General features: G+C 30.6%; 25 protein-coding genes and 1 tRNA gene. 18 read left to right on the top strand and 8 right to left on the bottom strand.

The features are described 5' to 3' along the window. The first annotated feature begins 32 nt into the window (after positions 1 to 32). Complete coding sequence (gene ribBA, locus PMT9312_RS04640; protein ID WP_011376461.1) at positions 33 to 1,757, top strand: bifunctional 3,4-dihydroxy-2-butanone-4-phosphate synthase/GTP cyclohydrolase II; 1,725 nt, start codon at positions 33 to 35, stop codon at positions 1,755 to 1,757. 5 nt (positions 1,758 to 1,762) lie between these two features. On the opposite strand, the gene PMT9312_RS04635 is transcribed toward ribBA, so the two are convergent. The 5 genes from PMT9312_RS04635 to PMT9312_RS04615 form a co-directional block, all read right to left on the bottom strand. Beyond that, complete coding sequence (locus PMT9312_RS04635; protein WP_011376460.1) at positions 1,763 to 2,200, bottom strand: peptidylprolyl isomerase; 438 nt, start codon at positions 2,198 to 2,200, stop codon at positions 1,763 to 1,765. A 36-nt stretch (positions 2,201 to 2,236) separates the two neighbouring features. After that, positions 2,237 to 2,617, bottom strand: a complete 381-nt coding sequence (locus PMT9312_RS04630) for a DUF3110 domain-containing protein (protein WP_011376459.1) — start codon at positions 2,615 to 2,617, stop codon at positions 2,237 to 2,239. A 33-nt stretch (positions 2,618 to 2,650) separates the two neighbouring features. After that, on the bottom strand, positions 2,651 to 3,610 hold the full coding sequence (locus PMT9312_RS04625; protein ID WP_011376458.1) for a DnaJ C-terminal domain-containing protein: 960 nt from the start codon (positions 3,608 to 3,610) through the stop codon (positions 2,651 to 2,653). After that, complete coding sequence (dnaK, locus tag PMT9312_RS04620; protein WP_011376457.1) at positions 3,561 to 5,558, bottom strand: molecular chaperone DnaK; 1,998 nt, start codon at positions 5,556 to 5,558, stop codon at positions 3,561 to 3,563. Before dnaK ends, PMT9312_RS04625 begins: the two co-directional genes overlap by 50 nt. A gap of 213 nt (positions 5,559 to 5,771) precedes the next feature. After that, positions 5,772 to 5,858, bottom strand: a tRNA-Ser gene (locus PMT9312_RS04615). A gap of 49 nt (positions 5,859 to 5,907) precedes the next feature. Here PMT9312_RS04615 and PMT9312_RS04610 point away from each other — a divergent pair. From PMT9312_RS04610 to psaK, 9 genes are all read left to right on the top strand, one after another. Then, entirely contained in the window at positions 5,908 to 6,282 is a 375-nt protein-coding gene (locus PMT9312_RS04610; protein WP_011376456.1) for a 2Fe-2S iron-sulfur cluster-binding protein, read from the top strand. Positions 6,283 to 6,287: 5 nt separating this feature from the next. Beyond that, entirely contained in the window at positions 6,288 to 7,136 is an 849-nt protein-coding gene (locus PMT9312_RS04605; RefSeq protein WP_011376455.1) for an inositol monophosphatase family protein, read from the top strand. A gap of 23 nt (positions 7,137 to 7,159) precedes the next feature. Beyond that, a complete protein-coding gene (locus PMT9312_RS04600) occupies positions 7,160 to 8,311 on the top strand; it encodes an ATP phosphoribosyltransferase regulatory subunit (protein ID WP_011376454.1) in 1,152 nt (383 codons plus the stop codon). Between the two features lie 119 nt (positions 8,312 to 8,430). Next, complete coding sequence (htpG, locus tag PMT9312_RS04595; RefSeq protein ID WP_011376453.1) at positions 8,431 to 10,335, top strand: molecular chaperone HtpG; 1,905 nt, start codon at positions 8,431 to 8,433, stop codon at positions 10,333 to 10,335. Positions 10,336 to 10,374: 39 nt separating this feature from the next. Continuing rightward, the gene (gene rpmB, locus PMT9312_RS04590; protein ID WP_011376452.1) at positions 10,375 to 10,611 is read left to right on the top strand and encodes a 50S ribosomal protein L28; all 237 of its coding nucleotides are present in this window, start codon (positions 10,375 to 10,377) and stop codon (positions 10,609 to 10,611) included. A gap of 5 nt (positions 10,612 to 10,616) precedes the next feature. Next, positions 10,617 to 11,150 (top strand): peroxiredoxin, encoded by a 534-nt coding sequence (locus tag PMT9312_RS04585; protein WP_011376451.1) that lies wholly within the window; start codon positions 10,617 to 10,619, stop codon positions 11,148 to 11,150. A 4-nt stretch (positions 11,151 to 11,154) separates the two neighbouring features. Continuing rightward, entirely contained in the window at positions 11,155 to 11,457 is a 303-nt protein-coding gene (locus PMT9312_RS04580) for a DUF2499 domain-containing protein (protein ID WP_011376450.1), read from the top strand. After that, the gene (locus PMT9312_RS04575; protein ID WP_011376449.1) at positions 11,450 to 11,785 is read left to right on the top strand and encodes a DUF3593 domain-containing protein; all 336 of its coding nucleotides are present in this window, start codon (positions 11,450 to 11,452) and stop codon (positions 11,783 to 11,785) included. The genes PMT9312_RS04580 and PMT9312_RS04575 overlap by 8 nt, the downstream gene beginning before the upstream one ends. 66 nt (positions 11,786 to 11,851) lie before the next feature. Beyond that, complete coding sequence (gene psaK, locus PMT9312_RS04570) at positions 11,852 to 12,112, top strand: photosystem I reaction center subunit PsaK (protein ID WP_011376448.1); 261 nt, start codon at positions 11,852 to 11,854, stop codon at positions 12,110 to 12,112. Between the two features lie 19 nt (positions 12,113 to 12,131). Here psaK and dxs read toward each other — a convergent pair whose 3' ends face one another. After that, entirely contained in the window at positions 12,132 to 14,021 is a 1,890-nt protein-coding gene (gene dxs, locus PMT9312_RS04565) for a 1-deoxy-D-xylulose-5-phosphate synthase (RefSeq protein ID WP_011376447.1), read from the bottom strand. Between the two features lie 116 nt (positions 14,022 to 14,137). On the opposite strand from dxs, the gene ilvA reads away from it, so the two are divergent. The 3 genes from ilvA (at position 14,138) to PMT9312_RS04550 (ending at position 16,569) form a co-directional block, all read left to right on the top strand. Beyond that, the gene (gene ilvA / locus PMT9312_RS04560) at positions 14,138 to 15,679 is read left to right on the top strand and encodes a threonine ammonia-lyase, biosynthetic (protein ID WP_036924536.1); all 1,542 of its coding nucleotides are present in this window, start codon (positions 14,138 to 14,140) and stop codon (positions 15,677 to 15,679) included. Between the two features lie 75 nt (positions 15,680 to 15,754). Continuing rightward, positions 15,755 to 16,255 carry an SMC-Scp complex subunit ScpB gene (gene scpB, locus PMT9312_RS04555; protein WP_036924539.1) on the top strand — a complete coding sequence of 167 codons (501 nt, stop codon included), beginning with the start codon at positions 15,755 to 15,757 and terminating at the stop codon, positions 16,253 to 16,255. Positions 16,256 to 16,290: 35 nt separating this feature from the next. Further along, the gene (locus PMT9312_RS04550) at positions 16,291 to 16,569 is read left to right on the top strand and encodes a YggT family protein (RefSeq protein ID WP_002807500.1); all 279 of its coding nucleotides are present in this window, start codon (positions 16,291 to 16,293) and stop codon (positions 16,567 to 16,569) included. Positions 16,570 to 16,571: 2 nt separating this feature from the next. Here the strand turns inward: PMT9312_RS04550 and PMT9312_RS04545 are convergent, their stop codons facing one another. Next, the gene (locus tag PMT9312_RS04545; protein ID WP_011376444.1) at positions 16,572 to 16,901 is read right to left on the bottom strand and encodes a nucleoside triphosphate pyrophosphohydrolase family protein; all 330 of its coding nucleotides are present in this window, start codon (positions 16,899 to 16,901) and stop codon (positions 16,572 to 16,574) included. A gap of 61 nt (positions 16,902 to 16,962) precedes the next feature. Between PMT9312_RS04545 and pyk the strand changes: the two genes are divergently transcribed. The 5 genes from pyk to PMT9312_RS04520 are packed head-to-tail and all read left to right on the top strand — an operon-like array spanning position 16,963 to position 22,525. Further along, entirely contained in the window at positions 16,963 to 18,756 is a 1,794-nt protein-coding gene (gene pyk, locus PMT9312_RS04540; protein ID WP_011376443.1) for a pyruvate kinase, read from the top strand. Beyond that, entirely contained in the window at positions 18,749 to 19,981 is a 1,233-nt protein-coding gene (locus tag PMT9312_RS04535; RefSeq protein WP_036924543.1) for an ABC transporter permease, read from the top strand. Before pyk ends, PMT9312_RS04535 begins: the two co-directional genes overlap by 8 nt. A gap of 15 nt (positions 19,982 to 19,996) precedes the next feature. Further along, entirely contained in the window at positions 19,997 to 20,566 is a 570-nt protein-coding gene (locus PMT9312_RS04530; protein ID WP_011376441.1) for a biotin transporter BioY, read from the top strand. Next, complete coding sequence (gene lspA / locus PMT9312_RS04525; protein ID WP_011376440.1) at positions 20,566 to 21,024, top strand: signal peptidase II; 459 nt, start codon at positions 20,566 to 20,568, stop codon at positions 21,022 to 21,024. The genes PMT9312_RS04530 and lspA overlap by 1 nt, the downstream gene beginning before the upstream one ends. 1 nt (position 21,025) lies before the next feature. Then, a complete protein-coding gene (locus PMT9312_RS04520) occupies positions 21,026 to 22,525 on the top strand; it encodes a GTP-binding protein (protein ID WP_011376439.1) in 1,500 nt (499 codons plus the stop codon). Here PMT9312_RS04520 and PMT9312_RS09755 read toward each other — a convergent pair. Beyond that, the gene (locus PMT9312_RS09755; RefSeq protein WP_193741849.1) at positions 22,518 to 22,655 is read right to left on the bottom strand and encodes a hypothetical protein; all 138 of its coding nucleotides are present in this window, start codon (positions 22,653 to 22,655) and stop codon (positions 22,518 to 22,520) included. The genes PMT9312_RS04520 and PMT9312_RS09755 overlap by 8 nt on opposite strands. Positions 22,656 to 22,657 lie beyond the last annotated feature (2 nt).

The following is a 22,657-nucleotide window of genomic DNA, read 5'->3' as shown; positions in this document are numbered from 1 at the left end:
TAACACACTATTTTTCTATATTGATAGGAATAATGAAAGAAACAAGTCCCAAATCAAATAATGGAACAATTTTGGATATAAATGAATCTTTTAAAATTGAATTTGATCCTATAAGCGATGCATTAGCTGCAATAAGAAATGGTGAATGCATAATTGTGGTAGATGATGAAAGAAGAGAAAATGAGGGTGATTTAATTTGCGCCGCTCAGTTTGCTACTCCTCAACAAATTAATTTTATGGCTACTGAGGGAAGGGGCCTTATATGCCTAGCTATGCAAGGAGAAAAACTTGACTCCTTAGATTTACCCTTAATGGTGGATAGAAACACAGACAAGAATCAAACAGCTTTTACGATATCAATTGATGCTGGCCCTGAAAATAATGTATCGACTGGTATTTCAGCTGAAGACAGAGCCAAAACAATACAAGTTGCTATAAATCCAAATACAAAACCTGATGATTTAAGGAGGCCAGGACATATTTTTCCATTAAGAGCTAAAAAAGGGGGAGTTTTAAAAAGGGCAGGACATACAGAAGCGGCAGTAGATATTGCAGCAATGTCAGGACTATATCCAGCTGGAGTAATTTGTGAAATACAAAATCCTGATGGTTCAATGTCAAGACTTCCACAACTTAAAGAGTATGCAAAACAGTGGGGGATGAAATTAATATCAATAGCCGATTTAATAAGTTATCGATTTCAAACTGAAAGATTTGTTTTTAGAAAATCCGATGCTGTTCTTCCAAGTATTTTTGGAAATTTCAAAGCATATGGATACATTAATGAACTTGATGGTTCAGAGCACGTTGCATTAGTTAAACAAAAATCAAAAAAATTAAGCGAACCTGTATTAGTAAGAATGCATTCAGAATGCCTAACTGGCGATGCTTTTGGTTCATTACGTTGCGATTGTAGACCACAGTTAGAGGCTGCTTTATCAAGGATAGAAAAGGAAGAAGAGGGCGTTGTTGTTTACTTGAGACAAGAAGGTAGAGGTATTGGTCTTATAAATAAATTAAAAGCTTACAGCTTACAGGATGGTGGATTAGACACAGTAGAAGCTAATGAAAAATTAGGATTTCCTGCTGATCTAAGAAATTATGGAGTAGGAGCACAGATATTAACTGATCTAGGTATAAAAAAATTAAAATTATTAACAAATAATCCTAGAAAGATTGCTGGATTAGGAGGTTATGGAATTGAAGTTATTGAGAGAGTTCCATTAATGATTTGTCCAAATGATAATAATGCTGAATATTTAAGTGTTAAGAGAACAAAGCTTGGCCATATGATTGATGTAGATAATTCTAATTTCAGGAATATTGATCCATTTATATCTATTTTTCTTGACGGAAACTATAAATCAATTCATCTAGTTCCAATAAAAAATAAGGTTAATAAATTCTGTAAGGATCAAAACATTAATATTAAACTGGAAAGTACTCCAAGATTATTGGCTTTTTGGAATCGACCAAAATTAGTATGGAGAATCATACACGATCGAAATAGAACTAATACTAATATTACCGACGAAGAAATAAAGAATATAGAATTATTAATTGAGTTTTTATCTAAATACGAAGATAGTAAAAAAATTGGGATTATTGTTTCTAGAAATATTGAACAAGCATTACATCCCAAAAATAGCATCAAACTTATCAATACTAAATTTACTATTAATAATGAAATTCTATATTCATCTACAAGAAAATTTAATTTAGATAAAGAGACATTTAGTATAGTTTTTGAAGGCTAAAATTACTACTTTAGAGTTGCCTTTAGAATTTTTGAACCGTTAGTAAGCTTAAGCACGACATCCATATCTTCTGTCTTACCAAAAACAGTATGAACTCCATCGAGATGAGGCTGTGGTTCATAAACAATGAAAAACTGACTACCACCAGTATCCTTGCCTGCATGTGCCATAGAAATTGAACCTTTTAGATGTTTATTTGAATTAATTTCACATTTAATGTTATATCCAGGGCCTCCAGTTCCAGGCATACCTGATGCTCCATCGCGAGTATTTGGACATCCACCCTGAGCCATAAATCCAGGAATAACTCTGTGAAATGCAAGACCATCATAAAAACCATCACTGATCAACTTCGTGAAGTTGTTAACGGTATTAGGTGCATCATCAGAGAATAATTCAATATTAATGTTCCCTAGTTCTGTTTCAAATAATGCTTTTGTCATTTTTTATTAATTTATTTAATACTAATATTTTAATCCTTAAAGCAACTTTTCAAGGTTTTCCTTAATGGTATTTATATCAATTTTTTCCTTATTATTAATGTCCCTCCCCCAATCATCAACTTCTAAATTTTTCTGGGGTGGAGAAATTAGTAACCTATCTTCAGCTGTTTTAGGAACAAAATTCTTCTCCACTAATTTACATTCATAATCTAATTTAATACAAAAATTTTTTATTTCTTCTATGTCGATCATTTCGACTGTTGGTAGAGGGAAATCTTGAGCTTCAAGTAGACCACAGTATCTTGTTGCATCTTCCTTGTCTTCAAACATAAGAACTATAGTTCTTCCTTTAAGTTCGATTGAATGAATTCCTTCCTTATCTGTTCCTGAATTATATAAAAGAACAAATGCGTTCATAAGTTTCGATTTTTCTTTTTATATAATATTTGATTAAGAATCAGAAAGTGATAATTCTTGTAATCTTGTATATAAAGCAATTTCTTCATCATTAATATCAGCTGGTATAACTACCAAGATTTCAACATATTGATCACCTACATTTTCTTCGAACGTTAAACCCCTACCCTTCAAACGTAACATTCTTCCGGTAGATGATTTTGGAGGTACTTGAAGGGTAACATTTCCATCAAGGGTAGGAACCTCTACTGCACATCCAAGAAGAGCATCATGAGGGAACAACTCTAATTTATAAAGAACTCGTAAACCATCAATTCTTAGACCACTCTCGGTTTGAACTTTTAACTGTAAATAATGATCTTTTCCTCCTCTTGCAATATTTTCAAGTCTTAATCTCCATCCATCTCCAGCGAAAGGAGGTGTATCAACTTCAACTACAGTTTGATCCTCAAGTTCTATTAAAATTGAAGCTCCACGTAAGGCCTCATCAGGAGTTAATTCGATAATTGTTTCAATATCTTGATGGAGTTTAACTGGAGGTGGTTCTTCTGGAGATGTTGTAGGGTATTCATAATTATTAAATTCTTCATTATCTATATTTATCGATTCATCCTCAAATGATCCATTATTGTTTTCTTCATAATTCTTAGAGTTGTATTCATATCCAAATAATGAATCAAGATAATCTTGGAAATCAGGAAAACCTGTCTTGAAATTGTTATTTTCGTAGTCTTCCCGAATATTTACCTCCGAATTATCATTTCTTTTATTTGGATCACGTAGATATTCGTATGCTTCGTTAATTAATTTAAATCTTTCTTCTGCATTTAGATCATTTTTATTTAAATCTGGATGCCATTTTCTTGCTTCTCTTCTAAAGGCTTTTTTAAGTTCATTATCGTCATAATCATGGGATAAACCCAAAATAGACAAATAGTCTTTTTTAGAGGAAATAGTCATTGTCCCATGGATCATCATCCCTAGAATTACCATACCTCGAATTTCTATAATTTCTATTCATTTGATTATCCCAAGGATCATCATCCCAATAGTCATCTGAAAACAGTTCATCCTTTAGTGATCCAAATGTATTTTTAATACCCTGTAATGGATTATTATCAGTTTTCCTTTCTGTTGCAAATTTTCTGTTCAAACCAAATAATGCTTCTTGGAGAGCACTTACTGAAATTTCTAATTCTTGAGGATCATCATCATCTATGAATTCTTCTACATCTTGAATGGCTAATTCTACAGCTCGTTGTTGTCTTTCAGCTCCATAAGGTCCAAATTCTAAAGAAGCATCCCTAAGCCTTCTCTCAGCTTGAGCAATAAGAGTTAAAGCACTATTTTTTCTATCAATGACAGATCTCCTCTTTCTATCTTCATTAGCTTTTGATTTAGCTTCTTCAATTATCGATTTGATTTCTTGTTCATTTAAATTAGAACCTCCAGAAATTGTTACTGTTTGCTTTCTACCAGTTGTTCTATCAGTTGCACTCACTTCTAAAAGACCATTAGCATCAATATCAAATGCTACCTGAACTTGCGGTATTCCTCTAGGTGCTGGTGGTATTCCTGATAACTTAAATTTACCAAGTGACTTATTTTCAGAAGCTAATGGCCTTTCACCTTGCCTTACTTGAACTACAACTGAAGATTGATTAGCTTCTGATGTACTAAAAACATCAGATTGTCTTACTGGTATTGGTGTATTACGAGGTATAAGTACCTTCATAAGACCACCAATAGTCTCTAAACCTAAAGATAAAGGTGTAACGTCATTTAGCAGTAAATCTTGTAAATCACCACTAATAATTCCGGATTGTATTGCAGCGCCAATTGCAACGACTTCATCTGGATTAACAGATTGACAAGGATCATTAGGAACAAGAGTCTTGACTAATTGTTGAACCATTGGAATTCTTGTGCTGCCACCGACAAGAACTACTTCATCTATATCTTCTGCGTTCCATCCAGAGTCATCTATGGCTATTTGCACAGGCTCTAATAATCTGTCTAAAAGATCTTGGGATAATGATTCAAATATTTTTCTATCTAAGGTCTCTTCAATATGTAATGGCCCCTCTTTACTAGTGGTTATAAAAGGTAATGATATTTTTGTTTTTAGCAAACCTGATAATTCACATTTCGCCTTTTCAGCAGCTTCAGTTAATCTCTGCAAAGCTTGTCTATCCCTTCTTAGATCTATATCATGTTTAGCCAGAAATTTTTCAGCAAGCCAATCTACTATTTTTGAGTCAAAGTTGTTTCCTCCTAGTTGGGTATCTCCACAGGTGGCTTTAACATCAAATACACCATTAGAGATTTTTAATAATGAAACATCGAATGTTCCTCCCCCTAAATCAAAAACCAAAACATTATTAGAGGAACTTTTTTCAAAACCATAAGCTAGAGCAGCTGCAGTAGGTTCATTTAGGATTCTATCTACTTTGATACCAGCTAAAATTGCAGAATCCTTTGTGGCTTGTCTTTGAGATTCATTAAAGTAGGCAGGGACAGTAATTACTGCAGAGTCAACAGTATCACCTAGATATGTTTCGGCATCGTTGATTAATTTTCTAATTAAAGAGCTCACTAACTCTTCAGGAGCATACTCTCTTTCTGTATTTGGACTAAGAACCCTAACATTTCCAGTATTATTTGACTTGACATTATAAGGAACTGAAATACTTGTATCATCAAGTTCATCCCAGTCGCTACCAATAAATCTTTTTAAATTATAAAAGGTATTCTTTGGATTCAAAACAAGTTGTCTTCTTGCTTGGTCACCTATTACTATTTCTTTGTCTTTTGTAAAACCAACTATTGAAGGTGTAGTTCTAGAACCTTCAGAATTTGCAATAACTATTGGACGACCGGCTTCTATAACTCCGACAACAGAGTTAGTAGTACCTAAATCAATTCCAACTATTTGCCCCATGATTTTAGATCGCTAAATTAAAGCAAAATTTACTAATAATTTAATTAATTTTTTTCTTAGATATTTACATATAATAGTAAAAACCAAATATTTTCAACTTAATTTAAATAAATAAGATTATTTATAACCTCTCAAACTGATTACTATATTATTTTAAATATCTATTCAAAAAAAAATTATTGATGTAATCAACAAAAATCAACTAATATAAAACGGAGAGAGAGGGATTCGAACCCTCGATAAAGTTGCCCCTATACAGCATTTCCAGTGCTGCGCCTTCAACCACTCGGCCACCTCTCCCAAGAAATCCATTTTAACCCTTTATCATCCCACATTTGAGGAAAGTTATTTGAATAAGACTTTTACAGTCACGATAAAAAATAAAGAAACCGGAAAGTTATACAAAGAACAGGTAAATTGTGATGAGTATATTCTTAAGGAATTTGAAAAGAAAGGGTTTAGGCTTCCTTTTTCATGTAGAAATGGTTGCTGTACAAGTTGTGCAGTTAAAATAATATCTGGTACGTTGCAACAACCTGAAGCCATGGGGGTATCTCAAGCCTTAAAAGACAAAGGTTATGCACTGCTTTGCGTTGCTAAAGCTACTACAGATCTGGAGTTAGAAACAACTTACGAAGATGAAGTTTATGATTTGCAATTTGGACAATATTTTGGGAGAGGAAATACAAGAGTTGCACCACCATGGGAATTTGAGGAAGATTAATTATCATGTTTAAACTAAGCGAAATAGAAGAACTCACAAATCATATAAGCTTATCTAAGTTGTATGAAATAGCCAAAAATTCTGCTCAAATTGGGAATGAAATTCTTAAAATAAATTACAATAAAATTCAACAAATATCATCTAAAGGTAGGAAAGGTGATCTTGTAACCAATGTAGATTTGGAAGTTGAAAATAAAATAAAAGAATATTTAATAGAAAAAACACCCAATATATCTATCAATGCTGAGGAATCTGGGAAATTAAATAAATCTTCTGATTTAACATGGTGCATAGACCCATTAGACGGTACAACAAATTATTCCCATGGGTATCCTTTTTTTGGAACTTCTATTGGTCTTGTATATAAAAATAAGCCAATTATAGGAGCTATATCAGTCCCATATTTAAATGAACTATATTCAGCATGTATAGGTATAGGATCGTTCTGCAATGATACTAAAATTAAAGTATCGAGTCCTCGTAACCTTTCTGAAAGTTTACTAGTGACTGGTTTTTCTTATGACAGGTTTGAGACAGAAAATAATAATTATGCTGAATTTTGTTACTTAACACATAAAACTAGAGGAGTTAGAAGAGGTGGAGCGGCAGCAGTTGACTTAGCATTTGTTGCTGCAGGAAAGGTAGACGGATACTGGGAAAGGGGGTTAGAGGTATGGGACCTAGCTGCCGGTGCTATTATTGTTAAAGAGGCAGGTGGAATTATTTCGAATTATCCATCTGGCGAATTTAATTTAAGTTCTGGAAGAATTCTTGCATGCTCACCCCGCCTTGAGGATGAATTAAAAAATGAACTAGATAATGTTTCTCCATTTAATAAAAATCTTTATACCTAAAATATAAATCTTTAAATATTAAAATGACTGATATAAAAGAAATTAAATTAGTAGATGTAAGGAATAACTCCAATATTATAAATAATTTAAATAATATTTATAAACTATGGGGTTATGAAGAAGTCTCACCTTCTTTTATAAACACTTTAGAGACGATAAAGGGTCGAGGTGTTATCGAAGAAAATGAAATTGTTGGAATAGTAAGTAATAATTCATTATGTCTTAGACCAGAAATGACAACATCTATTGTCAAATTGTCATCTACTAGATTAATAAATAAGAAAAGACCTATAAGATTATTTACTAATGGAATAGTCTTTGATAAAAAACAAAATAATAAAAATTTATTTAAGTTGCAAGAAAAACTGCATAGTGGAATTGAATTAATTGGATATGATACAAAATACCCAGAAATTGAAGTTATTAATATATTGTTTGATGCAATAGATAATATTAATTTGAAGGATGATTGTAATTTAAGTCTATTAGTTAGTACCACAAAAATTATGGACTTGATATTGAATAAATATAAAAATAATAATTTTGAAGAAATTAAGAAAAGTCTAGTTAACCTTGATCAAGATAAATTATCTAAATTAGGAATTGAGGAAGATGATAAATATATTCTTAAAGATTTATTATTCACAAGAGGTGAACCAATTGCAATATTAAAAAAATTGAAAAGTATATATGGCAGTAGTAAAACATTAGATGACCTAAATTTTTTATTTGAAATATTATCAAAAATATCAAATAAATATGGTGTTAAATTACAACTTGATCCTACTTTTCAACCTCACTTGAATTTATACGAAGGAATAGTTTTTCAACTTATAGGGGATAGTGGTAATAATAAAAACGTGATCGCAAAAGGTGGAAGATATGATGAACTTGTAAGATTCTTTAGTCCTAATGAGAAAATCCTAAATGGAATTGGATTTACTATTTCAATAGATATTTTAAGAAATTTAATTAAGGAAGAAAAGACAGATAAGAAAAAAATTTTATTAATGTTTAAAGATTCTAATTTGCTAGAAAAAGGTATGAATAAGCAAAAAGAACTACAGAAAAGAGGAAATATTGCTGTCTTACATTTAAATCCATGTGATGACTTTGCTAAAGCCACTTTAATAATGAAAGAAAATAATTGTAGTGAGATTTTATGGGTTAAATAAAACCTTTTAAGAGTTTATTTAAGTTTTTAAATTCATATTTTGTTCGGACAATACTCCTAATTAAACTTGATTAACTAGTTTTTAGGAAATAGGATTTAAAATGTTAGATTTTTTTTTAAATGGAAAAAGGCGAAATTCGTATTAATACTGAAAATATTTTCCCAATTATTAAGAAGGCAGTATATTCTGACCATGAAATCTTTTTAAGAGAACTTGTTAGTAATGGTGTTGACGCAATAAGTAAACGAAGAATGGCCTCTATGGCAGGCGACTGCGAAAATACTGAAGAAGCTCAAGTAAAAATATCTATTGACCGTGAAAATAATACCCTAACAATTTCTGATAATGGAATTGGAATGAATGATGAAGAAATTAAGAAGTACATAAACCAAGTAGCATTCTCGAGCGCAGAAGAATTCCTAACAAAATACAAAAAAAATAATGATGAATTTATTGGTCATTTTGGACTTGGTTTTTATTCAAGTTTCATGGTGGCAAATAGAGTTGATATATTAACTAAATCAGCAATTGGAGAATCAAAAGCTTTCAAATGGTCTTGTGATGGATCACCAAATTTCACGTTAGAGGAGTCGGAAAGAGAAACAATTGGTACAGATGTGATACTTCACCTACTTGAAGAAGAAAAAGAGTTTATTGAGCCTGAAAGGATTAAATCATTAATAAAAAAATATTGTGATTTTATGCAAATAGATGTCTTATTGGAAGGTGAGGCAATTAATAAGAAAAATCCTCCTTGGAGAAAACAACCTAGTGAATTAAAAGATCAAGATTATATTGAGTTATATAAATACCTTTATCCTTTTCAGGGAGATCCACTGTTATGGATTCATCTAAATACAGATTATCCATATGACATTCAAGGGATATTGTATTTTCCTAAGTTGTCTGGAAGAGCTGATTGGGAAAAGGGAGAAATTAAACTATTTTGTAATCAAGTATTCGTAAGCGATTCAATAAAAGAGATAGTACCAAAATACCTTTTGCCTCTAAGAGGAGTAATTGACTCTACAGATATCCCCCTAAATGTCAGTAGAAGCGCATTACAAACAGATAGAAAAGTAAGATCTATATCATCATTTATTTCAAAAAAAATCGCTAATAAACTGAAGGATTTGATAAAAAAATCACCAGAATTTTATGCAGAAATTTGGGATTCCATTTCTGCTTTTATTAAAATTGGCGCTATCGAAGATGAAAAATTTGCTGATTTAGTAGATAACAGCATAATTTTCGAAACAATCATAAATCCAGAGAAAGACTTAAAAAAAGATATCGAAAATAAATCACTTATCAAATCAAATGATAAATATTTTACAACTCTCGCAAATTATAAAGAACGTAATAAGATAACTGATTCTAAAAAAATAATTTACTGTTCAGATTTGATTGCTCAGTCAAGCGCATTAAATATCTGTTTATCTGATAGCAAAGAAGTTATTAAATCAGATCCCTTAATTGATGCACAATTCCTTCCTTGGTTAGAAAGTAAAAACGAAGATTATCAATTCCAAAGAGTTGATTCAGAAATCAATGAACTAGAAGATACGGAATCTAAAGAAATTGTAGATAAGGATGGCAAATCAAATACAGAAAATCTTAGAGATACAATTGTAAAAGCACTTAACAATGAGAAAGTAACAGTTAAAGTGCAATCACTTCCAAGTAAAGGTGCTCCACCTGCAATGATCTTGCTTCCAGAACAAATGAGAAGAATTAACGATATGGGTGCTTACATGGAACAAAAGATGCCTGGCTTACCTGAATATCATGTGCTCTTAATTAACAAAGAACATCCACTTATTGTTGGCCTTAATAAAATTACAGGCAATAAAATAATTATTGATGAAAAAGATACTATTGAAAATCCATTGGCATCTAAAATTGCTAATCAAGTTTACGATATGGCTAAACTTTCCGTTGGTGGATTAGATCAAGAACAGATTATTAATTTACAAAATAATAATGCCGAATTAATTTCAGAATTGCTTAATTCAACGATTTAAGTCGTATGTTAAAATTTTTAAAGATCTAACTCAAAAAATATGTCAAGGGTTTGCGAACTAACTGGGGCAAAAGCCAATAACGGAATGGCCGTCAGCCACTCACATATTCGAACAAAAAAATTACAACAAGTCAATCTTCAAAAAAGAAGACTTTGGTGGGAAGAAGGAAAGAAATGGGTGAATATAAAAATTAGTACCAAAGCGCTAAAATCTGTACAAAAAGTAGGTTTAGATAAATTTGCCAAATCAAATGGAGTTGATTTAAAAAAATTCTAAATTTGATGAGAACTCTAGTTGTAAGTATATTAATATCATTTTTTCTTTTAATTAATTGTAATTCAACATTAGCTTTTGACTTTGCTCCTGAAGTTGGGGATTCGGCTCCAAACTTTCAGTTAGAAGGTTTTAATAAAAACATAAAATCAAAAAAAATTTGGGAATTAAGTGATTTTCAAGGTAAATGGCTTGTTATATATTTTTATCCAAAGGATTTTACAGCAGGTTGTACTCTTGAAGCTAAAGGTTTTTCAGAATTAAAAAAAGATTTTTCAAAATACAATGCCGAAATTATTGGTATTAGTGCTGATAAAAAAGATTCTCATGAAAGTTTCTGTAGCGAAAAATCAATAACCTACACTTTATTATCTGATCCTGAAGGAATTATTAGCGATAAATATGGTTCGTGGATTCCACCATATTCAGATAGAAATACTTTTTTGATTTCTCCAGAAGGGACAATTTCTTATAGATGGATAAGTGTTTTACCTATAAATCATGCTAAGGAAGTACTTAACGTACTAAAGAAAAAAATATAATATTTTGCACGAACTATCATTTGGAACTTGGTTAATACATATCTCATCAGTAATTGAATGGATTTATGCAATATTTATAATTAAAAAAATTAGTAATTTTGAAAAATATACAACTTTTTTTTGGTTAAGCTTAGCTATGATTCCTAATTTTATTAGTGCAATGTGTGCAATTACCTGGCACATTTATGATAATCAACAAGCATTGTATGGTTTAGTAACTCTTCAAGGTATCATGACTTTTATAGGTAACTCAACATTAGCGCTAGCAACTATTGTTATATACAAAAAATCTTTGACTTATGAATGATTTTTTTTTAAGGATTTTAGAAAAATTATCTAATTATGATAATACAGTATTATTTTCTGCTTCAATTTTTCCATATTTAATCTTTTTGTTTTACTTATACAAGATCAAATCTGTCAATATATTAGTAAAAACAGGCTTTTCCTTGACAGTGTTATTTGTATTAATAACTATAGTTTTGTCTATTTTTTCATTAACTTATTACAATAAAACCCTTGTAGAAGTTGACTTTCTACATGGTTCGGCTGAGTTTTTCTTGACCTTAAGCGATTTTGTAATATTATTTGGATTCATAAAGATGTTAAATACTTTAGAAGTAAACAACTCTTAAGACCTTTTACAATTTTGTGTTTTTTGGCAAAAAGTATTAGAGAATATATAAAAATAACGTAATTTTATGCTTACTACATTATTTGCAGCTGCAGATCCAGCAACATTTTCTTGGTCTCCAAAATGCGCCATGATAATGATTACATGTAATGGTATTGCTTATGCAATAGCTAGAGCAAATATTCAAAAACCTAATGAAGGTTTTGAAATACCTAATTCAACATTCTATGGTGGTTTAAGTCACGCATCTGTTGTTGGAGCTAATTGCCTAGGTCACATATTCGGAATAGGTGCCATCCTTGGATTAGCATCACGTGGTGTTTTATAGAAATTTATAAAATAAATTTTTAATTATTTAATTTAAATTTCTGAATTATTTTATCTGCCATCTGATCAGGCATAAGACCTAATTTTTCTTTACTCTGATCAGGTGATGCATGATCAACTAAAACATCAGGTATACCTATTCTATATACAGGAATATTTACTTCATTATCGTTAAATAATTCAACGATAGCTGAACCAAAACCACCTATTAAGGTTCCTTCTTCCATCGTTACCACTTTTTGAATCCTACTTGCCAAAGGAATAATAAGATTTTTATCGAGAGGTTTAACAAATCTTGCATTTACAATACAAGTATTAATGTTCATACCTTTTAATATCTCTGCTGTTTCAATAGCTGAAGCGACCATTGATCCATAAGCAATAATTAAAATATCATTTCCCTCTTCTAGTATTTCAGCCTCACCTATATTCAATGGTTCCCAACCTTCATCCATTACAGCAACACCTAATCCAGAACCTCTAGGTATTCTTAATGCTGTAGGTCCCTTATGGTTAATTGATGTTATTAACATTCTCTGCAATTCAGACTCATCTTTTGGGGCCATTAAGACAAAATTTGGTATGGATCTCATATAACTAATATCGTATTGCCCTTGGTGAGTAGGGCCGTCAGCTCCAACAATTCCAGCTCTATCAAGTACAAAAGATACAGGTAAATTTTGTATCCCTACATCATGAATTAATTGATCAAAAGCACGTTGCAGGAAAGTGCTATAAATAGCAACAACAGGTTTAAGACCATCGCACGACATTCCTGCGGCAAGAGTAACTGCATGCTGCTCAGCTATGCCTACATCAACGTATTGCTCTGGAATATTCTTTTGCAATATATCTAATCCTGTGCCAGTAGCCATAGCTGCTGTTATACCAATAACTTTGCTATCTTGTTCACATATTTTTAATAATGTTTGACCAAATATTTTGCTATAACTTACGGGCTTTGGTTTTTTTGATGGGATAGATTTACCTGTCGTCAGGTCAAATGCAGACTGAGCATGGTATCCAACTTGATCTGCTTCTGCATAAGGATAACCCTTACCCTTTGTTGTAACAATATGAACGAGAACAGGTTTTTTAAGTCTATGCGCAGCATTAAATGTATTAATTAAATTTTCAATATCATGACCATCAATTGGGCCCATATATGTAAATCCGAGTTCTTCAAAAACTGCTCCAACCTTAGGAACAGCTAAACGTCTCACACTGCCCTTAATATTTTTTAATTCTTCTGGAATATCCTTACCAATTAACGGAATATTTTTTACACTTTCCTGCACACTATCTGATAAAAATTGTAATGGAGGACTAAGTCTAACTTTATTTAAATAAGAAGAAAGTGCTCCAACTGGAGGCGATATTGACATGTCATTATCATTTAAAACTACAACTAATGGAGTATTAGGTAAATGTCCGGCATGATTTATAGCTTCTAAAGCCATTCCACCAGTTAATGCTCCATCTCCTATAACTGCTACACATTTATGATTTTCACCTTTTCTATCTCTTGCTATTGCCATTCCTAAAGCAGCTGAAATTGATGTACTTGCATGACCTGCACCAAAATGGTCAAATTTACTTTCACTTCTTTTAAGATATCCTGCTACTCCATTTTGTTGTCTAAGTGAATCAAATTGACTGAAACGACCTGTTATTAATTTATGAGGATAACCTTGATGACCAACATCCCAAACAACCCTGTCGCTATCAAGATCTAGAGTTTGATATAAAGCCAATGTCAATTCGACTACACCTAATCCAGGGCCAAGGTGTCCACCACTTGTAGATACTACTTGGAGATGTCTTTCTCTAATTTGACAAGCAATTTCCTCTAATTGTGAAACTGTTAAGCCATGTAGTTCATTCGGATGGCTTAACTCACTTAAAAGCATTACATAAAAATAGTTATACATATAATTTAAAACGCCGAGGTGCAAAATGAGTAATTTTTATGAAATCGATCATGTAATGTTTTATTAGATTAATAATTAATGCTAAAAATATGTATATGAATGATTATTTTGAAAAAATACTTCAGGCTGAAGTCTATGAAGTAGCAAAAAAAACACCACTAGAAAAAGCACATAATTTAAGTAATAAGCTTAATAATGAAGTTTTCTTAAAAAGAGAAGATCTTCAAGATGTGTTTTCATTCAAAATAAGAGGGGCATTTAACAAAATGAGTAAGCTCACTAAATCGCAGCTTGCTCAAGGAGTAATTACATCAAGTGCTGGAAATCATGCTCAGGGGGTAGCACTAAGTGCTCTCAAGTTAAATTGCCAAGCAACCATATTAATGCCCCTTACAACGCCTCTAGTAAAAATTAATGCAGTAAAAAATCTAAAGGCAAAAGTTATATTATATGGAGATAATTATGATGAAACTTATAGAGAGGCAATAAGGATTAGCAAAGAAAGAAATTTATGTTTTATTCATCCTTTTGATGATCCTGAAGTAATAGCAGGACAAGGAACTATAGCTATTGAACTTGAACAACAATTAAAAGACAAACCTTATGCTATTTATATTGCTGTTGGTGGTGGCGGATTGATATCAGGAATATCCTTATACATTAAGAAAGTTTGGCCTGAAGTAAAAATAATTGGAGTAGAGCCTCAAGACGCAGATGCTATGTCAAAATCCTTAGAAGAATCAAAAATTGTTGAATTAGCTTCAGTAGGACAGTTTGCAGATGGAGTAGCCGTTAAAAAAGTTGGTAATAATACTTTTGATATTGGAAGAAAATATATAGATAAAATGATTAGGGTTAACACAGATGAAATATGTGCTGCAATCAAAGATGTTTTTGAAGACACTAGATCGATACTAGAGCCTGCAGGTGCATTATCAATTGCTGGAATGAAAAAAGATATTTTAAATTCGAATCATTCAAATAAAAACATGGTTGCTATTGCATGCGGTGCAAATATGAACTTTGAGAGGCTTAGATTTGTAGCAGAAAGAGCGGAACTTGGAGAATGCAAAGAGGTTATGATGGCAGTTGAAATTCCTGAATGTGCTGGTAGTTTAATAGATTTTTGTAAGTTGCTTAAAAATAGAAATTTAACTGAATTTAGCTATAGAATGTCCAACTCTATAAATGCACAGATCTTTGTAGGAGTTGAAGTTAATGGAATAGTTGATAAAAAAATTCTCTTGGATGAATTTAGGAATTCGCAGTACAAATTTATTGATTTAAGTGAGGATGAATTATCCAAAAATCATCTAAGACATATGGTAGGTGGACGATTACCAAAGAATCTCAAAGAAATTAATAATAGAAGTTTTGTTGAGTTGTTATATAGATTTGAATTTCCCGAAAAACCTGGAGCATTAATAAATTTCTTAAATAATATGAAATCTAATTGGTCAATAAGTGTATTTCATTATCGGAATTACGGTGCTGATGTAGGAAAAATTGTTATTGGAGTATTAATCGATAAAAGTGAAATTACGGAATGGAACAATTTTGTAAAATTTTTAGGTTACAAATACTGGGATGAAACTAAAAACGATACATATAAATTATTCCTTGGTGCACCAGAATAAATATGAGTTATCTTAGGAAAGATTTCGGTAATAACAATTATTAAATCTGATCTAATTAATAAGCAACTATCTGATATAGATCTAGTTACCAGAATTGAAGCTGTCCTTTATTTGAAAGGCAGACCAATAACAAAAAAAGATCTTTCAGAAATTACTAATTCTGATATAAATTCAATAAATGATGCAATTAAAGATCTTAAAAATAAATACTCTGATCAAAAATCAGCACTTGAATTAAATGAAGTAAATAATAGTTTTTGTCTCGAACTCAAATCTAGTCTTAATGATTTTGTAGAGGACTTACTTCCTTCAGAGTTGAAAACATCAGAATTAAGGACATTAGCAACTATTGCTATCAAAAAAAAGATCTTGCAATCTGATCTTATACTTCTTAGAGGCTCAGGAGCTTATGATCATATTAAAGAATTATTAGAAAAGAAATTCATTGTAAAACGTAGGCAAAAAGATGGTAGATCATATTGGTTATCTTTATCAGAAAAGTTTTTTCAAACTTTTGCTGTGAGTAATGACTATCTCTCAAAAATAGGAACCCGCAATAATAAGCAGCAACAATAAGTAAATGTTAGAATAATCTAAATTACGAAATAATAATGTTATCTGAGATTTTCGCAGTATTAGGCCAAACTTTATCTATTTATTCTTTCATATTAATTATAAGAATTTTACTTACATGGTTCCCAGGGATTGATTGGAGTAACGGTGTTTTGTCTGCATTAACGTCTATCACAGATCCTTATTTAAACATTTTTAGAGGTATTATCCCTCCAATAGGTGGATTTGATATTTCATCTTTATTAGCTTTTTTACTTTTAAATGTTATTCAAAACTTAATTACAAATCTCCAGTATGCAAGTTTAGGTTATAGCTAAATTTATCTATCGTCACCAGAACCGCTAATCTTACCCTTAGCAGCTCTTAATTTTAATTTTTCAAGATTTTGTAATGCAACATCTTCCAAATTGAAATTTAATTCTGTACAAAGATTTGATATATACCATAAAACATCTCCTAACTCTTTTTTTATTCCTATTTTTGATTCATTATCAAATATTCCATTTTTATCTCTAATTACTTTTTTAACTTTTTCTGCAACTTCACCAGCTTCGCCAACTAAACCAAGAGTAGGATATATATTATTTGAACCTAAATTTGGGTATTGTGCTGTTTCTCTTGCTTTTTTCTGATAAGTTTTAAAATCCATAACTTAAACAACTAACTTTGGGTATGGTAAATTTATTTATATCTAGCAATATTATTTATATATGTCGAATATTGATTTAAAAAGAAGAACAAAAATAGTAGCAACTATTGGACCTGCAACTCAGTCTGAAGAGATAATTACAAATTTAATTAAAGCAGGAGTAACAACATTCAGATTAAATTTCTCACATGGAGATCATAATGATCACGCTGAGAGAATTAAAACTATAAGGGAGGTTTCACAAAAGCTAGATATTGATATTGGTATTCTGCAAGATCTTCAAGGACCTAAAATTAGGTTAGGACGATTCAAGGATGGTCCAGTAAAAGTAAAAAAAGGGGATAAATTTACACTAACCTCCAATGAAGTTGAATGTTCAAATACTATTGCGAATGTAACTTACGAGAATCTTTCTCAAGAAGTTAGTGAAGGGAAAAGAATACTATTAGATGATGGTAAAATTGAAATGATTGTTGAAAAAGTAGATACTAAAGCTAATCTTTTAGAATGTTTGGTTACTGTAGGTGGTGTTTTATCAAATAATAAAGGTGTAAATTTCCCAGATGTTCAATTATCTGTAAAAGCATTAACAGAAAAAGATAAAGAGGATTTAAAATTTGGTTTATCTGAGGGAGTTGACTGGATAGCTCTGAGTTTCGTAAGAAATCCTTCCGATATTAATGAAATTAAAGATTTAATAAACAAAAATGGTCATTCAACTCCAGTAGTTGCAAAAATAGAAAAATTTGAAGCAATAGATCAAATTGATGCTGTATTACCTTTATGTGATGGAGTTATGGTTGCAAGAGGGGATTTGGGAGTAGAAATGCCTGCTGAAGAAGTTCCACTTTTACAAAAGGATTTAATAAGAAAAGCTAATTCATTAGGTATACCAATAATTACCGCGACTCAAATGCTTGATTCCATGGCTTCTAATCCAAGACCGACTAGAGCCGAAGTAAGCGATGTCGCCAATGCAATACTGGATGGAACAGATGCAGTAATGCTTTCAAACGAAACTGCCGTTGGCGATTATCCTGTAGAGGCAGTACAAACGATGGCAACAATAGCAAGAAGAATTGAGAGGGATTATCCTCTTAAAGCTATTGAGAGCCACTTACCTAGCACGATACCAAATGCTATTAGTGGAGCTGTAAGTAATATAGCTAGACAACTAGATGCAGGAGCAATAATTCCTTTAACAAAATCAGGTTCTACTGCTCGAAATGTAAGTAAATTTAGACCGCCAACTCCTATTTTGGCAACTACAACTGAAAGGAGTGTAGCGAGAAGACTTCAACTTGTTTGGGGAGTCACCCCGATAGTAGTAAATAATGATGAAAGAACAGCAAAAACATTTAGTTTAGCTATGCAAATTGCTCAAGAAATGGGAATATTAAAACAAGGAGATTTAGTCGTTCAAACTGCAGGTACACTAACTGGTATAAGTGGCTCTACAGATTTAATAAAAGTTGGTTTAGTAAGGAAGATACTTTCAAGAGGGATCTCAATAGGTGAAATTGGAGTTACAGGTAAAGCAAGAAAAATAAATACTAAACTTGATTTGTCATTAATTTGCCCTGGCGAAATTTTATTTGTTAATAAAGAATTATTGGAAAATGTTCCATTGAGCAAAAATATTGCAGGTATTGTTACGAACCAAAATGTAGATGATGTTTATGCCTTTTTTAACAAAAACAATAAGAAGATTTCTACAATCTGTAATGTAGAAAACATTGATAATAATCAAATTATTAATGGTGATCTAGTAACTTTACAGCTTAACGAAGGTGTAATTTATATGGGACAAATTGAAGATGATGAAGAAGCTATAGATAAATATAAATATGTCTAGGAATATCTCAATAAAGGAAGCCCTAGGCATGGCGACCAAAACATTAGTCTCAAACAAATTAAGAAGTTCGTTGACTATGCTAGGAATAATTATAGGAAATGCTTCTGTAATTACACTTGTTGGGCTTGGGAGAGGTGCTCAAACATTAGCAAAAAATCAATTAAGTAATTTAGGAGCAAATGTATTATTTATTGTTCCTGGAAATAATGACACAAGAAGAAGAGGTATTTCATTTCCTAAAAACCTAGTATTAGAAGATGCAGTAGCAATAAGTAATCAAGTCCCAACAGTTAAAAAAGTTGCTCCTCAAATCTCTGCTAACGAAATAGTGCAATCAAATTCTAAAAGTCTAAATATATCAATTGCAGGAGTTACTCCTGAATTTCTTGAAGTTAGAAGCTTTGAAGTAGATAAGGGAAGATTTTTATCAAAAAGTGATGTTAATAGTGCAAGAAGTTATGTAGTAATAGGTCCTGATCTTAAAGACGAATTTTTCAAAGATAAATCTTCATCACTTGGGGAAAAGATTAGAATTAAGGATCATACATATGAAATAATTGGAATTTTAAAACCCAAAGGGGCTGTATTCGGAAGTAATCAAGACAAAAATGCTTATATTCCATTGACTACTATGGTTAATAGGATTACAGGGAAGGACCCTACATATGGTGTAAGTTTAAGCTTCATAAGTGTTGAAGCAAAAAATAAAAATGCAACCAGCGCAGCAAAATTTCAAATTACTAACTTATTAAGGCAAAGACATAAAATAATAAGAGATGATGATTTTGCAGTTAGATCACAAGAAGATGCATTAAACATAGTAACTAATATTACGAGTGGACTAACGTTTCTCTTAGCAGGTATTGGTGCAGTATCTTTAGTAGTTGGAGGTATAGGAATAATGAATATTATGCTTGTTTCTGTTAGCGAAAGAACTGAAGAAATAGGTCTTAGAAAGGCAATTGGTGCCAAACAGTCGGATATTTTAATTCAATTTTTAATTGAGGCATTGATTTTATCTACAATTGGAGGATTAATAGGAACAACAACTGGATTATCAGGTGTTTTCATATTATCTCTGATTACACCACTGCCTGCATCTGTAGGTATTACAACTACTTTATCCACAATGATTATTTCAGGATCAATAGGTTTGATTTTTGGTGTTTTACCCGCAAAAAGAGCTTCTAAATTAGATCCGATTGTTGCCTTAAGAAGCTTATAAATAGAATTTATAATCATGTTCAATTTTTATAAATTAATTGAGATATTGGTATGTCTTCAATCAATAATAATATCAACCCTAATTCCTATTTATATTCCACTCCCATTTACTGACAAATCAAGTATTAACCTTGATATACCTATCACATGGCAAATTCCAACAATTATTTTACTAACACTTTTATTTAATAGAAAAGTTGTTTTTAGAGCATTTAATATATATATAATTTTAGGGTTATTTATATTGCCAGTTTTTCATGAAGGTGGGTCAATAGGATATTTGCTCACTCCAAATTTTGGTTATTTATTAGGTGTATATCCATTAATCAAAGTAATTGATAATTTAAATACAAGTAATAAAATAAATGTTGGCAACTTTTTAAAAAATGGATTTATAGCAATAGGCGCTATGCATTTAACTGGAATATTTTACAACTTTATACAAGTTATATTTTACAATCAATTTAATATATTTTTATATAATTTAGGGAAATACTCTGTAGGTAAAATTGGATTTCATTTTTTAATGCTTTTCCCACTATTATTACTTATTGAACCTATAAAATGGTTAAAACATAGCAAATAATGATTTATAAAATACAACCAAAATTATATTTTTTATCTTTAAGTATTTTTATTATTCTACTAGATCAATATACGAAATATTTAATATTTTACAATTATAAAATATTGATAAATAAAGATTTTATTTTATTTAGATTAGACTTTGTAAAAAATTACGGAGCAGCTTTTAATATATTTAGTGGCAGTAGAATATTTTTATCTTTCATAAGCATTATTTTTTCAATATTACTTATTTATTTAATATTAAGGAAAAATAATTTAAACTCATTTGATCTTTATTCTTATAGCTTTATTCTAGGTGGGACTTTTGGTAATGGAATGGATAGAATATTAAAAGGTTTTGTAATTGATTTTATAGATTTAAATTTTATAAATTTCCCGTTATTTAATATTGCTGATATATCTATTAATATAGGTTTTATTTTCTTAATTTATAGCATTTTTAAAAACAAAGGATAATATGAATTACTTTAAATTAAAGTACATAAAATATTTTATCTTTATATTATTTCTATATATTTTATTTTCGATATTAACAAGAATAGTAAATATTTATACGCTTTTATTTTTAATAATAACTATGTATATCTTTTATAATATTGATAAGAAATTATTTAAGAAAATAGTTTATAAAGTTATATACAAAAATAAAAAGAATACACTTTCATTCAAGAATACATATGGTGCTGCAAAGATAAGTTTGGAAGGGATTGAGAAAATAAATAAAAAAATTAACGATAAAGTAAAAGTTGAATTAATAAATTACCAAAAAAATAAACTAGAGTCACAATTAAAAACAGGAGATTATAAAGTTACTCTTTTTGGAGCAGGTTCCTCTGGGAAAACATCAATAGCAAGATCTTTATTAAAAAATATTGTCGGACAAACTTCAGCGAAAATAGGGACAACAAAGGAAATTAATAGCTATAAAATACGTATCCCAATCTTAAAAAGAAACATTAATATAATTGATACACCAGGATTATTCGAACCATCTAAGTTAGGCGAAGAAAGAGAAAAAACAACAATTATACAAGCATCAAATTCTGACTTAGTACTCTTTGTGTTAGATCAGGACATAAATAAATACGAAAACTATTTAATTAAAGAATTATTGAAAATAGGAAAAAAAATAATAATAGTGCTAAATAAATGTGATTTAAGGTCTTGGGATGAAAATAACCTCATCAAAGAAAATATAATTTCTATAACTTCAGCTAAAAAAAATAAAATTTCAGTTGTTAAAACAATTGCAGTACCTCAACAATCACCTTATGTAAAATCAGATGCCTTAAATTTAGTTCCAGAGGTAGGAAGTTTATTTAAAGAAATAATTGAAACGCTCGATAATAATGGTGAAGAATTATTGGCAGATAATATCCTTTTTCGCTCAAATAAGCTAGGTATTAAAAGTAAAAATTTCGTACAAGAACAAAGATACTTAATGTCAAATAAAGTGATTAATAAATATATGTGGGTAACAGGAGGAGTCATTCTAGTTAATCCACTTCCAGCGGTTGATTTTCTTACTACTACATCTGTTAACCTTCAAATGATAATGGAATTATCAAAAATATATGAAATAAAGCTTACTAAAAAAGATGCAAAAGATTTATCGAAATCATTGCTAAGCGCATTGGCTAAACAAGGAATACTAAAAGGTGGGCTAGCCATTCTTTCTCCTGCTTTAGCTACAAGTTTGACGAAAATAATAATATCTAAGTCGATACAATCAATTACAACAGGCTGGTTAATAAAAATAGTAGGACTAAGTTTGATTGAATATTTTAAAAATGGGCAAGATTGGGGAGATGGAGGAATTCAAGAAGTTGTAGATAAAATCTACAGAATAAGTAAGAGAGAGGACATTTTAAATAACTTCGTAAAAGAAGCTATTTCAAAAATTGAGATAAGAAAATATTTTAAATCAAATAATATTTTGCCTCCATATCCTATGTAAAATTTGATAATTGATCATTTAGATAAGTTCTAAAATCAAAGATAGTTATTAAAAGTAAGTAAGCAATACAAATGGCTATAGATATAAAACCTGTTACTATTGCAATAATTTTTGGTCTACCGAAATTCATTG

The organism is Prochlorococcus marinus str. MIT 9312, assembly GCF_000012645.1.
GTDB lineage: Bacteria > Cyanobacteriota > Cyanobacteriia > PCC-6307 > Cyanobiaceae > Prochlorococcus_A > Prochlorococcus_A marinus_L.
This window is presented reverse-complemented; position numbering and strand designations above follow the sequence as displayed.

Coding starts and splice junctions, on each gene's coding strand:
- ribBA (WP_011376461.1), top strand. CDS start 33: ATGAAAGAAACAAGTCCCAAATCAAATAATGGAACAATTTTGGATATA.
- PMT9312_RS04635 (WP_011376460.1), bottom strand. CDS start 2,200: ATGACAAAAGCATTATTTGAAACAGAACTAGGGAACATTAATATTGAA.
- PMT9312_RS04630 (WP_011376459.1), bottom strand. CDS start 2,617: ATGAACGCATTTGTTCTTTTATATAATTCAGGAACAGATAAGGAAGGA.
- PMT9312_RS04625 (WP_011376458.1), bottom strand. CDS start 3,610: ATGGTAATTCTAGGGATGATGATCCATGGGACAATGACTATTTCCTCT.
- dnaK (WP_011376457.1), bottom strand. CDS start 5,558: ATGGGGCAAATAGTTGGAATTGATTTAGGTACTACTAACTCTGTTGTC.
- PMT9312_RS04605 (WP_011376455.1), top strand. CDS start 6,288: ATGTTTAAACTAAGCGAAATAGAAGAACTCACAAATCATATAAGCTTA.
- PMT9312_RS04600 (WP_011376454.1), top strand. CDS start 7,160: ATGACTGATATAAAAGAAATTAAATTAGTAGATGTAAGGAATAACTCC.
- htpG (WP_011376453.1), top strand. CDS start 8,431: ATGGAAAAAGGCGAAATTCGTATTAATACTGAAAATATTTTCCCAATT.
- rpmB (WP_011376452.1), top strand. CDS start 10,375: ATGTCAAGGGTTTGCGAACTAACTGGGGCAAAAGCCAATAACGGAATG.
- PMT9312_RS04585 (WP_011376451.1), top strand. CDS start 10,617: ATGAGAACTCTAGTTGTAAGTATATTAATATCATTTTTTCTTTTAATT.
- PMT9312_RS04575 (WP_011376449.1), top strand. CDS start 11,450: ATGAATGATTTTTTTTTAAGGATTTTAGAAAAATTATCTAATTATGAT.
- psaK (WP_011376448.1), top strand. CDS start 11,852: ATGCTTACTACATTATTTGCAGCTGCAGATCCAGCAACATTTTCTTGG.
- dxs (WP_011376447.1), bottom strand. CDS start 14,021: ATGCTTTTAAGTGAGTTAAGCCATCCGAATGAACTACATGGCTTAACA.
- ilvA (WP_036924536.1), top strand. CDS start 14,138: ATGAATGATTATTTTGAAAAAATACTTCAGGCTGAAGTCTATGAAGTA.
- PMT9312_RS04550 (WP_002807500.1), top strand. CDS start 16,291: ATGTTATCTGAGATTTTCGCAGTATTAGGCCAAACTTTATCTATTTAT.
- PMT9312_RS04545 (WP_011376444.1), bottom strand. CDS start 16,901: ATGGATTTTAAAACTTATCAGAAAAAAGCAAGAGAAACAGCACAATAC.
- pyk (WP_011376443.1), top strand. CDS start 16,963: ATGTCGAATATTGATTTAAAAAGAAGAACAAAAATAGTAGCAACTATT.
- PMT9312_RS04535 (WP_036924543.1), top strand. CDS start 18,749: ATGTCTAGGAATATCTCAATAAAGGAAGCCCTAGGCATGGCGACCAAA.
- PMT9312_RS04530 (WP_011376441.1), top strand. CDS start 19,997: ATGTTCAATTTTTATAAATTAATTGAGATATTGGTATGTCTTCAATCA.
- lspA (WP_011376440.1), top strand. CDS start 20,566: ATGATTTATAAAATACAACCAAAATTATATTTTTTATCTTTAAGTATT.
- PMT9312_RS04520 (WP_011376439.1), top strand. CDS start 21,026: ATGAATTACTTTAAATTAAAGTACATAAAATATTTTATCTTTATATTA.
- PMT9312_RS09755 (WP_193741849.1), bottom strand. CDS start 22,655: ATGAATTTCGGTAGACCAAAAATTATTGCAATAGTAACAGGTTTTATA.